The 13,289-nt window shown below is 43.1% G+C and carries 15 protein-coding genes and 1 pseudogene; 9 read left to right on the top strand and 7 right to left on the bottom strand.

Annotated elements, in window-relative coordinates:
- Nucleotides 1-3 precede the first annotated feature (3 nt).
- Genes RR876_RS03750 through RR876_RS03760 form a run of 3 tightly spaced genes read left to right on the top strand, consistent with a single transcriptional unit; the run spans nt 4 to nt 3,836 of the window.
- Nucleotides 4-942 (top strand): ABC transporter permease, encoded by a 939-nt coding sequence (locus RR876_RS03750; protein ID WP_004695335.1) that lies wholly within the window; start codon nt 4-6, stop codon nt 940-942.
- A gap of 7 nt (nt 943-949) precedes the next feature.
- On the top strand, nt 950-2,095 hold the full coding sequence (locus tag RR876_RS03755; RefSeq protein ID WP_332476671.1) for an ABC transporter permease: 1,146 nt from the start codon (nt 950-952) through the stop codon (nt 2,093-2,095).
- 10 nt (nt 2,096-2,105) lie between these two features.
- Nucleotides 2,106-3,836, top strand: coding sequence for an ABC transporter ATP-binding protein (locus tag RR876_RS03760; RefSeq protein ID WP_332476670.1), 1,731 nt, complete (start codon nt 2,106-2,108; stop codon nt 3,834-3,836).
- Nucleotides 3,837-4,252: 416 nt separating this feature from the next.
- On the opposite strand, the pseudogene RR876_RS03765 reads toward RR876_RS03760, so the two are convergent.
- The 6 genes and pseudogenes from RR876_RS03765 to RR876_RS03790 form a co-directional block, all read right to left on the bottom strand.
- Nucleotides 4,253-5,104: pseudogene (locus tag RR876_RS03765) on the bottom strand (pseudouridine synthase); the annotation flags it as partial.
- Nucleotides 5,105-5,145: 41 nt separating this feature from the next.
- Nucleotides 5,146-5,733, bottom strand: coding sequence for an SMC-Scp complex subunit ScpB (gene scpB / locus RR876_RS03770; RefSeq protein WP_010327370.1), 588 nt, complete (start codon nt 5,731-5,733; stop codon nt 5,146-5,148).
- On the bottom strand, nt 5,733-6,527 hold the full coding sequence (locus RR876_RS03775) for a segregation/condensation protein A (protein ID WP_005400316.1): 795 nt from the start codon (nt 6,525-6,527) through the stop codon (nt 5,733-5,735). The genes scpB and RR876_RS03775 overlap by 1 nt, the downstream gene beginning before the upstream one ends.
- Before the next feature lie 449 nt (nt 6,528-6,976).
- Nucleotides 6,977-7,243: a hypothetical protein gene (locus RR876_RS03780; protein ID WP_332476669.1), complete on the bottom strand. Its 267-nt coding sequence runs from the start codon at nt 7,241-7,243 to the stop codon at nt 6,977-6,979.
- 54 nt (nt 7,244-7,297) lie between these two features.
- Complete coding sequence (locus tag RR876_RS03785; protein WP_004695345.1) at nt 7,298-7,915, bottom strand: L-threonylcarbamoyladenylate synthase; 618 nt, start codon at nt 7,913-7,915, stop codon at nt 7,298-7,300.
- Between the two features lie 85 nt (nt 7,916-8,000).
- Complete coding sequence (locus RR876_RS03790; RefSeq protein WP_332476667.1) at nt 8,001-8,663, bottom strand: elongation factor P hydroxylase; 663 nt, start codon at nt 8,661-8,663, stop codon at nt 8,001-8,003.
- A 97-nt stretch (nt 8,664-8,760) separates the two neighbouring features.
- Here RR876_RS03790 and RR876_RS03795 point away from each other — a divergent pair, with 97 nt between their 5' ends.
- From RR876_RS03795 to lysM, 6 genes are all read left to right on the top strand, one after another.
- Nucleotides 8,761-9,318 carry a YceD family protein gene (locus RR876_RS03795; protein ID WP_004982945.1) on the top strand — a complete coding sequence of 186 codons (558 nt, stop codon included), beginning with the start codon at nt 8,761-8,763 and terminating at the stop codon, nt 9,316-9,318.
- 76 nt (nt 9,319-9,394) lie between these two features.
- Nucleotides 9,395-9,577 (top strand): 50S ribosomal protein L32, encoded by a 183-nt coding sequence (gene rpmF, locus RR876_RS03800; protein ID WP_004695348.1) that lies wholly within the window; start codon nt 9,395-9,397, stop codon nt 9,575-9,577.
- Nucleotides 9,578-9,753: 176 nt separating this feature from the next.
- Nucleotides 9,754-10,740: an ACP S-malonyltransferase gene (gene fabD / locus RR876_RS03805; protein WP_332476665.1), complete on the top strand. Its 987-nt coding sequence runs from the start codon at nt 9,754-9,756 to the stop codon at nt 10,738-10,740.
- Nucleotides 10,737-11,471, top strand: coding sequence for a 3-oxoacyl-ACP reductase FabG (gene fabG / locus RR876_RS03810; protein ID WP_332476664.1), 735 nt, complete (start codon nt 10,737-10,739; stop codon nt 11,469-11,471). Before fabD ends, fabG begins: the two co-directional genes overlap by 4 nt.
- Nucleotides 11,472-11,557: 86 nt before the next feature.
- Entirely contained in the window at nt 11,558-11,794 is a 237-nt protein-coding gene (acpP, locus tag RR876_RS03815) for an acyl carrier protein (protein WP_004695351.1), read from the top strand.
- Nucleotides 11,795-12,042: 248 nt separating this feature from the next.
- On the top strand, nt 12,043-12,516 hold the full coding sequence (gene lysM, locus RR876_RS03820; RefSeq protein ID WP_332476663.1) for a peptidoglycan-binding protein LysM: 474 nt from the start codon (nt 12,043-12,045) through the stop codon (nt 12,514-12,516).
- A gap of 68 nt (nt 12,517-12,584) precedes the next feature.
- On the opposite strand, the gene RR876_RS03825 is transcribed toward lysM, so the two are convergent.
- Entirely contained in the window at nt 12,585-13,289 is a 705-nt protein-coding gene (locus RR876_RS03825) for a GntR family transcriptional regulator (protein WP_332476662.1), read from the bottom strand.

The following is a 13,289-nucleotide window of genomic DNA, read 5'->3' on the forward strand; positions in this document are numbered from 1 at the left end:
TGTATGCTGGCATATATTATTCGTCGAATTTGGCAAATGATCCCGACCATGCTTGGGGTGGTGTTGCTGATTTTCTTCTTGTTTAACTGGGTCGGTGGCGACCCTGCCTATATTTTGGCAGGCAAAATGTCGAATCCTGAACAGATTGAAAATATACGACAGCAGCTTGGGGTCGATCAGCCCTATTATGTGCAACTGTGGATTTTCATTAAGCAGATTTTGACTTTTGATTATGGATTAAGTTGGAGTACAGGGGAGTCAGTATCGCAAATCATCACGACACGACTCGGGCCTTCACTGACTTTGCTCATTCCACTGACGATCTTACAAACCATCATTTCTATTGTGTTGGCTTTGGCGGTAGCAGCTGTGCGCGGCAGTTTAACAGATCGTATGGTGATGATGCTGTGTACGATTGGCATGTCGATCAGTATTTTGGTGTATATCATTGTTTTTCAGTATGTCTTTGCCTATCAGCTGAGCTGGTTTCCAGTCCAAGGCTGGAGCGATAGCTTTAGTGAAAACCTGTTTAAGTATGCTTTATTGCCTATTTTGATCATGTTGGTGGTCAGTATTGCCCCGACTTTAAGGTTGTATCGTAGTTTTGTTTTGGATGAAGTCAATCAAGACTATGTTCGTACTGCACGAGCCAAAGGAATTGGCGAACGGCGCATTTTAGGTGTGCATGTGTTACGTAATGCCTCGATTCCAATTATTACAGACGTGATGGCAAGTTTACCTGCTTTACTGATTGGTGCATTTTTGATTGAGCGTTTCTTTGGTATTCCGGGCATTGGTCGTGAAGTGATTATTGCAGTAGAGCGTAGTGATTTTCCTGTGATTAAAGCCATTACCGTGTACGTTGCTCTCGCAACGATGTTTTTCAACTTGATTGCCGATTTGATTTATAAATGGGTCGATCCACGTGTACAGTTGAAGTAGGTGAATTATGCTCAGTGTTCTCACTAAAAGAAAACCAGATACTGCTGAACCTACAACAGCGTCTACAGGGCTATGGCAACTCGCCATGCGCCGTTTAAAACGCGATCGAATCGCCATGTTTTCTCTCCTAATCGTACTGTTTTATTTGGTGCTTTTAATTTTGTCATCGACTGGCTTAATTGCAAAAGACTGGAATAAAGAAGTCGCTGTGAGTTATGCACCGCCTACGTTTATCGGGGCGGCTGTAGTGCCACTCCCGCAAAGCGAAGCGCAAAAAGTCGAAGCGGCTGTGCCTGAAAACCCTGCCGATCCTTTGAAAGATGTGATTCGTGAGCTCAATGCAGAGATTGCTGCTGAACAGGGTGTGGGTGGTGCTATTGATTATTATGGAGTTGTTGATCCTTTAGCCGAAGATATGAAAGCGATTGATCAAGCGCTGGGTGGTCATTTACTAGATCAGCAAGCAGAACTCAAGCAAAGCCTGATCTTAGGTGCCGACAAATGGGGACAAAGTGTTTTACTGAAAACCATTAAAGGCGCAGAAACATCAATTATTGTTGGCTTAGTTGCAGCTTTTCTTGCTGTCGTGATTGGCACAGTTTTAGGTGCTATTTCGGGCTACTTTGGCGGCTGGGTTGATGATGTCTTGAACTGGTTTTATAACATTTTTATCTCGATTCCTTATTTGCTTTTGGTGCTAGCGATTGCCGCAGTACTGCAACAAAAAGGTGTTTTATCCATTGTTTTGATTTTGGGCTTAACGGGGTGGACAGGGGTATATCGTTTAATTCGTGCCGAATATATGAAGCATACTTCACGGGAATATGTGCTTGCGGCAAAAGCGATTGGAGTGAGCCATAGCCGACGTATCTTTGTGCATATATTTCCCAATGTCAGTCATATTGCGCTGGTTCAAATGTCAATTTTAGTGGTGGCTTTTATTAAGTCAGAAGTGATTTTGAGCTTCCTTGGTTTTGGTGTCCCTGTCGGTGTGGTGTCATGGGGCAGCATGTTGAATGAAGCGCAGAGTGAACTGATTTTAGGCAAGTGGTGGCAGTTAGCGGCCGCTTCGGTAGCAATGGCGGTTCTGGTCACTGCATTTTCAATGTTTACCGATGCACTGCGAGATGCATTAGACCCGAAACTGAAATAGGAGCATGAGAATGTCTGAACTCAATTATATGACAGCGCCAGCCTTACTTCAGGTGGAAAACTTGCGTGTCAGCTTTAAAAATGAAGAAAAGCAGTACATTGAAACGGTCAAAGGCATCAGTTTTAGTATTCCAGTGAATACCACTGTGGCCTTGGTTGGGGAGTCTGGCAGTGGTAAATCGGTCACATCGCTAGCGACTATGGGACTACTACCTCCTGAAAGCAGTCAAATTGCTTCGGACAGTAAAATTTTGTTTGAGGGGCAAAACCTACTCGATTTACCACGCCGTGATATGCGGAAAAAGTGTGGTAAAGATATTGCCATGATTTTTCAGGAACCGATGTCATCCTTGAATCCTGTGTTTACGGTAGGTTCACAAATAGTCGAAATTTTGCAGTTACATTTGGGCATGAGTCGTAAGCAGGCGCGTGTACGTGCTTTGGAACTCTTGATAGAAGTTGGGATTCCATCTCCTGAAACTAAGATTGATGCTTATCCGGGGCAGTTGTCGGGTGGTCAGCAGCAGCGCGTTATGATTGCCATGGCAATTGCGTGTAAACCAAAACTCTTGATTGCCGATGAACCGACGACAGCGCTGGATGTCACCATTCAAAAGCAAATTTTAGATTTGCTGGAGTCGTTGCGGAAGAAGCATCAAATGTCGATGCTGTTTATTACCCATGATTTGGCTTTGGTCGGAGAAATTGCAGATCAGGTGATCGTGATGCGAGATGGTCAAATTCGTGAACAAGGCTGGGTTAAAGATGTGCTTGAACGCCCTCAAGATGTCTATACCAAAGCGTTGTTGCACTGCCGTCCGCAACTGTCCAAACGTCCCATGCGTTTGCCGATGATCAGTGATTTTATGCAGCAAAAGGGCGATGACTATATTGAAACGCATACCGTCGATGTCGAGTCACTTAAACAAAGGACACGAGGCTTAACAGGCCAAGAAGCGATTATTTTAGATGTGCATGACCTTAAAAAGTCATTTTATAGTCGTAAAGGATTATTCGGTAAAGAGGAGTTTCAAGCGGTCAAAGGCGTGAGTTTTCAGCTGGCAAAAGGCAAAACTTTGGGCTTGGTGGGTGAGTCTGGTTCTGGGAAAACCACCATCGGATTATTGCTGATGCGCTTACAGGCGGCGACGGGAGGAAAAGCGCTGTTTGAAGGTCAAGATATTTTAGCCATGTCAGAAAAAGAGTTTGCTCGGTATCAACGCAAGATTCAAATCATTTTCCAAAATCCCTATGCATCACTCAATCCTCGATTTACTGTCGGGCAGATTTTAATGGAGCCGATGCAAGTGCATCGTATCGGCGCGAATGATGCTGAACGTAAACAGATGGCTTTGGACTTGTTGGAACGCGTAAGCTTACCGGCACAGGCTTTTTATCGTTATCCACACGAGTTTTCAGGCGGACAGCGTCAACGTATTGCCATTGCGCGCTGCTTAACCTTAAAACCTGAAATTTTGATTTGTGATGAGTCTGTTTCAGCGTTGGATGTTTCGGTACAAGCCCAAGTACTGAATTTGCTGCAAGATTTACAGGATGAATTTGGACTGAGTTATATCTTTATTTCACATGACTTGTCTGTAGTGAAATATATTTCAGATCAAATCATGGTCATGAATCATGGTGATTTAGTGGAAATAGCCAATTCGGATGATTTGTACCAGTCTCCACAGCATGAATATACCAAACGCTTACTTAGTGCTATTCCGCAAAGTGTGGCATGAATGGGTGGTTGTTGTTGTAATAATAAAAACGCTCAATAGGTTGAGCGTTTTTTATGAGGTGTTTGCAGCTTGTTCGTGTTACAGAATAGAAAGTGATTATTGCATCGTAAACACATATAAAAAGAGCCACTCGAAAGTGGCTCAAATTTTGACTTTAAAAATTAAAACTTCTTAAAGCCTTTATTTCCAAAAGGTTTACGTGGCGCATTTTCATCACGCGTGTCGCGTTGACCATAGGTGCCTTTGTTGCCAAAGTTCTCTGGACGGCTGTCACGTTGTGCATAGCCTGAGTTTTGGCGTGGTTCACGTTGACCATAACCAGTTTGTGCATTGTCCTGACGACGTTGGCTATGACCATTTGGATTTTCACGTCGTTCACGGTTGAAAGCTGGCTTCGCTTGTTGTTGGCCTTCATCTTCATTGTCACGGCGCTGTTGACGTAAGAAACCACCACGACGCGCAGCCATTGGTTTTTCTTGCATACGTTCAGTACGACGTTTTGCCATGCCGTATAAACCAGTACCTTGACGTGGTTTTAACTCAACCGCTTTGGTTAAGTTGTCGATGTCGTTTTTGTCCAACTCCATCCAACGACCTGTACGTAGTTCGCGCGGTAAAATAACCGTGCCATAACGTGTACGGAGTAGACGGCTGACTTTTAAACCTTGCGATTCAAAAATACGACGTACTTCGCGGTTACGACCTTCTTTTACCACCACTTGGAACCAACGGTTAATCCCTTCACCGCCAATTTCAGAGAATGATTCGAACTTAGCAGGGCCATCATCCAACACCACGCCTTTGAGCATGTTGTTTTTAATTTGCGGGGTTACTTCACCCATAACACGCACAGCATATTCACGTTCGATTTCATTCGATGGGTGCATCAGACGATTCGCCAACTCACCATCGTTTGTAAATAGTAGTAAACCTGTTGAGTTAATATCCAGACGACCGACCATTACCCAACGATCATTCGCGATTGCAGGCAATTGCTCAAATACAGTTGGACGTGACTCAGGATCACTACGTGAACAAATTTCGCCTTCTGGTTTATAGTAAATCAGAACACGACGACGAATTTCATCTTCAATTTGGAACGATACTTTACGACCATCGATGCGAAGCTCATCACCTGGTTCAATACGTTCGCCTACTTGGGCAACTTGGCCGTTGACACTCACACGACCAGCGGCAATGACTTCTTCCATATAACGGCGAGAACCCAAACCAACTCGTGCGAGTACCTTTTGCAACTTTTCACTCATGACAGCATAACCTTAGAAATTATCATCAACAGTTCACCTATTTACGACTTCGGTGCATTCGCATCGAGCGCCATAAAAGCTTCCTTGGCATCCTGCAGGGGAGGCAACTGACCTAAAGAATTTAGGCCAAATGCATTTAAAAATTGGGGCGTCGTAACTAACAACGCAGGTCTTCCTGGGAGTTCACGAAAACCAGATTCTTTAATCCAGTTCCAATCAAATAACGTTCGTAACAGTTGACTGTTATTTGAGACTCCTCGAATTTGTTCTATATCTGCTCGAGTGACGGGTTGATGATAGGCAACCACGGCCAACATTTCGAGTAGCGATGGCGAGAGACGAGTTGGTCGCTCTGGCCACGTTTGTGCAACGATTTGACGGTATTTTGCTCGAACTTGAAAACGAAAACCTTGAGCAGTTTCAATCAGTTCAATCGAACGACCATGCTGTAACATGGCAAGTTGTTGTAAAAACTGGCGTAAATCTTGTTTGCTATATTGATTTTGGAACGATTCTTTCAATCGCGCAAGTGAAACAGGCGCATCACTGGCAAAAATAATTGCTTCTAACTGCATCAACACTTCATGCAAGTTATCTTCATTCGTTACAGGAGCGGTTTGTTCTAACATTATTTTTTGACTCCTTGTATCGAAAGTGGTGCTTCAACACCTGAACTCACAATTTGAATACGTTGCTGACGGGTTAACTCTAAAATGGCCATAAACGTCACGACCATGCCCATCCGACCTTGGATGGGGCGCAGCAAAGATTCAAAAACTAAAACCTCACCTGAAGCGACTTTGCTTTCAATAAAAGCCATGCGTTCTTCAAGTAAAACTGGTTCTTGTGCAATTTGATGGGTGATTGGCTCAGGTCGGTTAAACACGCAGAACAGTGCATCACGCAGCTGTTGCACATCATGACCGTCATTATTGTCTAGAGTTTGGCCTAAGCTGACATTGGTTGAGAAGGTATCTCGCTCTAATATAGGCATTTGCCCCAAGCGTTCAGCCGCTTGTTTAATACGGAGATAAGTTTCTAAACGGTCAATCAGCTCTTGTTTTGGGTCTTTTTCAATTTGGATTGCATTGGGTGCTTTTGGCAATAGCAAACGTGACTTTAAATCAGCTAAGAGTGCGGCCATCACCATATAGTCTGCTGTCAGCTCAATGTTAAGCGACTTCATGGCATCCATATAAGACAGGTATTGCGCTGCAATCGGGGCAATATCTAACTGTAATAAGTCGAAGCCGTTTTTTTGAATCAGGTAAATCAGAAAGTCGAGTGGTCCTTCAAAATGCTCTAAAAGAATTTCAAATGCAGCTGGAGGAATATATAAATCCTCGGGGATGGAGTCATGCCACTCATCCATAACACGGATTTGTGGAAGATCTTCCATGGCATTATGGACGGATTGATTCATTACAGTTATTGGCCACGCGAATTTTCAAAGGCATGATTATGTTTTTTCGAATCAGTACTTAAGGAGAAAAAGTAGAGGTGATTTAAAAAATACATAATTTTAATAGGGCTTAGTGTAAAACAAATTGCGGCGTGAATACATGATTTCACCGACCAAATAACAAAAAAAGCTGTAAATAAATAGAGAGTATTTATTTGTGTGATGCTTTTTATCTGCTGATGTCGTGGCTAAATTTGCAGAAATGGGGTGGGTTTAAGAGAACATAACATACTTAGGGCCTAGTTCTGTGGTTTGAAAAAAAATCGATTTGCTGCAGATAGGTAGATGGGCGATACAGATTTATTGAGATTAGAATAGTGAGGGTAACGCTTTTATTTGATAGATGGTTTGAATGAGTGAAGAGAGTAGCTGAAGCTCAAGTTAATGTCAGTTGACGCCAAAGAAAAGATTTACTCAGGTGCTTGTAGCGCAAATTCAATGATGCGCTGACAGCTGTCTTGCAGGCAAAGATTCTTGGGTTCAAGATATTTGAAGTATTTTTGGATGGTCGTGATCGGCAGGAAATAGCTGTACAGATTCTCTTCCCGCATAATGCAGTCGATTGAACTCGGGCTTTGCACCAAAGTCTCGGACTCAAGCGTCCAAGGACGCTGCACATATAAACTATGTTGCTCGGGAAATTGGTTGAGATTGAGCAAAGCCGTAAACAGGGTCATGTTGATCTCTTGAGAATGTGAGATTTAGTTTCCCTAGCGAATAAATGCATCGCATTACTCAAATGCACTGACATCGCCAAGTCCACGGCGAATCACTTCAGGGTGATCACCTGATAAGTCGACAATACTGGTGGTGCTCAAGGTGCCCAGCCCGCTGTCGATAAACACATCAATTCGTTTTGACAGTTGCATTTCAATGTCATAGGGATCATCCAGCGGTTCTTCTTGATTCGGCAGGATTAAGGTACTGGTCAGTAGCGGTTCACCCAACTCTTTGAGTAACATCTGGCATACAGGGTTACTTGGAATGCGTAAACCAATGGTTTTTTTCTTCGGATGCATCAAGCGTTTTGGAACTTCACTGGTTGCAGGCAAAATGAACGTGGTCACGGCTGGTGTATTGTTTTTCAGTAAACGATACATGGCATTGTCCACTTTAGCATAAGTGGCAATATCGGAAAGATCTGCGCAAATGATGGCATATTGATGTTTGGCCCCAAGGCCGCGAATTTGAGCAATCCGCTCCATGGCATTTTTATTCCCAATCTGGCAGCCAATGGCATAAGCGGCATCGGTCGGATACACCACCACATCGCCTGCGCGAATCCGTTCTACAGCTTGGCTGATTGAGCGTGCTTGAGGGTTATCAGGATGGACTCTTAAATGAAGCATCGTTTTTATCTCCTGATGGTTTTTTCAACATTATCGCGCTTTATCTCGTTGATGTTCAATGACCAAAATGTGAATCGTGTGAAATTTAGTCGAGCATTTCTCTTTGAAATTCATTGCTCTGTAATGTTTTGCCAGCACGAGTGCATAAGCAAATACAGTCAATGAAGTGTTTCGCATCGCGCGGTAATTGGACTTGGCCTGAAAAATAAGCCTGAACTTGAGCGAAAACATGGTCTTTGAAGCAGTTGCCGTCACCACCTTCACCAGTCAGATTGTCTAAGGAAACACGGAACTTCCGACCAAAAGCTGTGGCAAATAACCATTCAATGGCTTGCGGTTTAATTTCAACCTGTTCAAATAAAGCTTGTTGCTCAGCCGTACGGCCATCGGGTGCATACCAGTAGCCTAAGTCGGGGAGTAGACGACGTTGGTCTCCTGCAATGCTCCAATGGCTGATTTCATGCAAGGCACTATTAAAAAAACCATGGGCAAATTGGATACGCGCAGGGGTGCTGTCTATAGCGGGAAAATATTCAGGTTCAAAATCACCTTTAACCAAGTTGACATTCAGGTGGGAAAACCAACGATTAAAGTGTAAGATGAGCCAATCAACTTGTTCTGCTTCTGTACACAAATTCTCCCACGTCGAGAGTTGCACTTGGCGGTTTGAAATGTCAGAATCGACAGTTGAAATTGTGCTCACAAGTGATGAAATACTCACTTCTGTTTGCGGCTGCAACAGATGCATGACTTAAGTTACCCAAATGGTCTGTCTAAATAAGTACAAAATTGTATCTTAATCTTTGACAGAGTACTGATGAATTTGTAGAATTGCCGCCTTAATTATGTCAGCAAATACCTTTCCGGCACAGATTGAGCCGTTTAAATGGGCCGAACAAGGCTTTACATGGTCAGGAACACTGCCATTGTCTCGCTTTGCTCGTATAGCCCGTGAAGCTGTTGGATCAATTGATGATCAATTGATTAACATAGACTGTAAGCTATCAATGGATGCGTATCATCGTATTGTATGGCTAGATGGTCACGTTGAAACGAACGTTCCAATGGAATGCCAGCGCTGTTTAGGCACGGTAAACATTGAACTCGTTTCAGATTTTCATCTAGCTCTAGTGGATGATGAGTCACTGATAGAGCGCTTGGATGAGGATGCTGATTTCATCGTCTTAGGTGAAAGTGAAGCAACGACGAAAGGTAGCTATGATGCACCTGCGACGGCTGATTTACTGTCTCTGATAGAAGATGAATTGTTATTGTTGATGCCTTTGTCTGCTAAGCATGACGCTTGTGAACATAAGCATCAACCTGCCGTTGAAGAACTTGTTGAAGAAAAGCGGGATAATCCGTTTGATGTTTTGGCAAGTTTGAAGGGTAAACTTAACTAATTTTTGTGTTATACTCTTCCGTATAAGACAACTGAATTTGTTCTGATCCATATTTTTCGATTTGTAAGGAGCCATCATGGCCGTTCAGCAAAACCGTAAAAGTCGCTCTCGCCGTGACATGCGCCGTTCACATGACGCTTTAACCGAGAATGCATTAACTGTAGACCAAGCTACTGGCGAGATTCACCGTCGTCACCATGTATCTAAAGATGGTATCTACCGTGGTCGTCAATTATTCGCTAAAGCATCTGCTGAATAATTGTCGAAGCATTAAGCTTAAAGCTTAGTCGAAAAAAGGGGAGCGTAAAGCTCCCTTTTTTTGTTGTCGAATTTTTATCGCTGCTGTTTTTGTTGTATTTGGCAATTACATCGACCTAAATTAAGTGTTAAATTTTCGCTCCATAAACGAGAGCAAAGACAAGAAAGGACTTTTTTATGTCTGCGAAACAACTTGATCAAGTCGCTCAGGCAACAAAAACAGCTTTTGTATTTCCCGGTCAGGGTTCACAAAAGGTTGGCATGTTGGCTGAATTGGCAGAACAATTTGCCAGTGTTGAAGCAACATTTGCAGAAGCCTCTAAAGCGGTTGGATTCGATTTGTGGCACATTGCACAATCTGGTGAGGGTTTAGACCAAACTGAATTTACCCAGCCAGTATTGTTAACTGCCAGTATTGCTTTGTGGCGTGTATGGTTAGAACTTGGTGGTGTTGCACCGAAGTATTTGGCGGGACACTCACTAGGTGAATACAGTGCGTTGGTTGCATCAGGAAGCCTAAGCTTAGGCGATGCAGTCAAGCTGGTTAACTTGCGTGGCAAGTTAATGCAAAGTGCTGTACCTCAAGGTAAGGGTGCAATGGCAGCAATCTTAGGTTTAGATGATGCGCAAGTTGTTGCTTTATGCCAACAAGTTTCGAGTCAAGCTGAAGGTTCAGTTGAAGCGGCTAACTACAATGCTCAGGGTCAAGTGGTGATTGCTGGTGAAAAAGCAGCAGTTGAAGCAGTCATGGCTTTAGCCAAAGAAAACAGCGGCAAAGCGATTGCATTACCAGTTTCTGTTCCATCGCATTGTTCATTGATGAAGCCTGCTGCAGAACAGTTCGCACAAGCTTTGGAACAAACTGCCATTGAGCTGCCTAGCATACCTGTAATACAAAATGTGGGCGCGGAAATTGCTACAGATGTAGCACAAGTCCGCCAAGCACTTACAGCTCAGTTATATGAGTCTGTACAGTGGACCAAAACCATGCAGTTTATTCAGGATCAAGGAATCCAATATGTTGCAGAGTGTGGTCCAGGCAATGTTTTGGCAAACTTGGCAAAACGTCTACCTAATATTGAAAAAGCATTTCCACTCGATAGTAAATCACGCTTGGAAGATGCACTAAATGCCATTTTAGTGGCTGAAGGAAAAATTGCATGACACAGGAACGCAAAATTGCACTCGTGACAGGTGCAAGTCGAGGGATCGGTGCTGCCATCGCTCAGCAACTTATTCAAGACGGTTATTTTGTTGTGGGTACTGCGACATCTGAGTCGGGTGCAGAAAAACTTACTGCAAGCTTCGGTGAACACGGTGCAGGTAAAGTGCTCGATGTTCGTGATGGTGCTGCCATTGATGCGCTTGTAACTGACATTGAACAAAACTATGGCCCTGTGTTGGTTTTGGTGAACAATGCTGGGATTACCAAAGATAATTTGTTACTTCGTATGTCAGAAGATGACTGGGATGACATTTTAAATATCCATTTAAAAGCAGTTTACCGTTTGTCGAAACGCGTTTTAAAGGGTATGACCAAAGCGCGTTTTGGACGAATTATTAATATTAGTTCTGTGGTTGCGCATTTTGCCAACCCAGGTCAGGCCAACTATTCAGCAGCGAAAGCTGGTATTGAAGCATTTAGCCGTAGCCTTGCAAAAGAAATGGGCAGCCGCCAAATCACTGTAAATTCAGTAGCGCCTGGTTTTATTGCAACAGAAATGACTGAGCAATTAAGCGAAGATATCCGTAAAAAAATGAGCGATCAAGTGGCCTTAAACCGTTTAGGTGATCCACAAGATATTGCAAATGCGGTGAGCTTCTTGGCATCAGACAAAGCAAATTACATTACTGGTACGGTAATGCATGTAAATGGTGGTCTATACATGAGCTAATTGGCTGATGGATAAACTTTCAAAATTTTAAAGATTCAATTAAACTAACGGCATTAAAAACGCCACAAGCAATGAGGAGAATTCCTGTGAGCGATATCGAACAACGCATCAAGCAAGCAGTTGCAGAACAACTTGGTCTTAAGGCTGAAGAAATCAAAAACGAAGCATCTTTCATGGATGACTTAGGTGCTGACTCTTTAGACCTTGTTGAGCTTGTTATGTCTTTCGAAAACGACTTTGACATCACAATCCCAGATGAAGATTCTAACGAAATCACAACTGTACAATCTGCGATTGACTACGTTTCTAAGAAACTAGGTTAATACATATTGTTTCAGCTTTGCTGAATGGAAAAGCCACCCACTTGGGTGGCTTTTTTATGCCTCCCCAAAAAAATACAAAGCGCCTAACTCACCTTTAAAATCTGCTATTTACTCGGGTTACTTACAAAGCTTTACCTTAAGGTGACCATTCGCTACCAAATCTGTTGTGTTTTTTGGGTATAAAAAAGGGTGTCTCATTTTTGAGCATTCAATATAACAACACCGATATAACAAGATGGAGCATACACATGGGTCTTTTTGATTTTGTTAAAGGCATTGGTAAGAAAAACACAGCAGCAGCCGAGCCTCAAGCCGCACCAACTACTCCAGCAGAGCCATCTGCTCAAGAAATTGCCAACAAGTTGTTGGGTCATATCAAAGCATTGGGCTTACCTGTGACGGGACTTTCAGTCAGCTATAACTCCACCACGGATTTGGCGACCGTGAAAGGGCAAGTTCAGACTCAAGCAGATAAAGAAAAGATTGTTTTAGCTGTCGGTAATATTGACCATGTGGCACAAGTCGATGATCAACTCACTGTGGCTAGCCCTGAACCTGAAAGTAAGTTCTACACGGTTAAATCGGGGGATAACTTATCGAAAATTTCCAAAACATTTTATGGTGATGCCAACCAATACAATAAAATTTTTGAGGCCAATCGTCCGTTGTTGAAAGATGCAGATGATATTTTCCCAGGCCAAGTCCTGCGTATTCCGGCTTAAGTCCAAAGGTTTAAGAAAAGGCGCATGAAGCGCCTTTTTTATTTGAGAGTGGAATGCTGATCGAGTGCTTAGCGACTTGCTTTCATAACAGCATGCTGACTAAGCATACCTAAGGTAATTTTTTTTACCTCATCTCGACTTTGTTGAATGTGAGCACTGATCTTTTCAACGGCAAGCTCCGTCTGTTGCTGTGCTATATAATTCAAAATGGCTTGATGCTCCGCATAGGTGGCTTCAATTCGATCTGTTTTTGAAAAATCGAGGCGACGAATAATGCGAATTTTTTCACTGACTTCTTGGTGAATTTTGATCATTTCTTGATTGCCAATGGCACGAACCAATGCACAGTGAAAATCTTCATCAATTTTCGCCATGGCTTTTAAACTTGACAGATACTGCTCAGGTGCAACCATCCAAGTCTTGTGCAAGTGTTTCATTTCCTTCGACGGCTGAGATGCACTGCTGCATAACTTTCGAATTGCATACTGCTCAATCATAATGCGTAGCTCATACAGCTCATCGTAGTATTGCAAGTTCAACGGACGGACAGTCCAGCCACTACGAAATGCCACCTCTACATAGCCTTCTTGTTGCAGTCGATATAGTGCTTGCCGTGCAGGCGTGCGGCTGACCTGATAGTTCAGGGCGATTTCGGATTCGGTAAAACGTTCACCCGGCATCAATTTGAAATCAAAAATATCGTTCTTTATTTGCTGGTAAACAAGTTCAGACAAATTGTCTGAACTTGAACCTGCACGTGTCATATTGGGCAT

It is taken from the genome of Acinetobacter sp. (assembly GCF_036666595.1).
GTDB lineage: Bacteria > Pseudomonadota > Gammaproteobacteria > Pseudomonadales > Moraxellaceae > Acinetobacter.

Bases quoted from the DNA above. Each gene is read 5' to 3' on its own strand.
- RR876_RS03750 (WP_004695335.1), top strand. From the start codon at position 4: ATGCTGGCATATATTATTCGTCGAATTTGGCAAATGATCCCGACCATG.
- RR876_RS03795 (WP_004982945.1), top strand. From the start codon at position 8,761: ATGTCAGCAAATACCTTTCCGGCACAGATTGAGCCGTTTAAATGGGCC.
- RR876_RS03785 (WP_004695345.1), bottom strand. From the start codon at position 7,915: ATGCTTCATTTAAGAGTCCATCCTGATAACCCTCAAGCACGCTCAATC.
- RR876_RS03775 (WP_005400316.1), bottom strand. From the start codon at position 6,527: ATGAATCAATCCGTCCATAATGCCATGGAAGATCTTCCACAAATCCGT.
- scpB (WP_010327370.1), bottom strand. From the start codon at position 5,733: ATGTTAGAACAAACCGCTCCTGTAACGAATGAAGATAACTTGCATGAA.
- lysM (WP_332476663.1), top strand. From the start codon at position 12,043: ATGGGTCTTTTTGATTTTGTTAAAGGCATTGGTAAGAAAAACACAGCA.
- RR876_RS03825 (WP_332476662.1), bottom strand. From the start codon at position 13,289: ATGCCCAATATGACACGTGCAGGTTCAAGTTCAGACAATTTGTCTGAA.
- RR876_RS03755 (WP_332476671.1), top strand. From the start codon at position 950: ATGCTCAGTGTTCTCACTAAAAGAAAACCAGATACTGCTGAACCTACA.
- fabD (WP_332476665.1), top strand. From the start codon at position 9,754: ATGTCTGCGAAACAACTTGATCAAGTCGCTCAGGCAACAAAAACAGCT.
- fabG (WP_332476664.1), top strand. From the start codon at position 10,737: ATGACACAGGAACGCAAAATTGCACTCGTGACAGGTGCAAGTCGAGGG.
- RR876_RS03760 (WP_332476670.1), top strand. From the start codon at position 2,106: ATGTCTGAACTCAATTATATGACAGCGCCAGCCTTACTTCAGGTGGAA.
- rpmF (WP_004695348.1), top strand. From the start codon at position 9,395: ATGGCCGTTCAGCAAAACCGTAAAAGTCGCTCTCGCCGTGACATGCGC.
- RR876_RS03790 (WP_332476667.1), bottom strand. From the start codon at position 8,663: ATGCATCTGTTGCAGCCGCAAACAGAAGTGAGTATTTCATCACTTGTG.
- RR876_RS03780 (WP_332476669.1), bottom strand. From the start codon at position 7,243: ATGACCCTGTTTACGGCTTTGCTCAATCTCAACCAATTTCCCGAGCAA.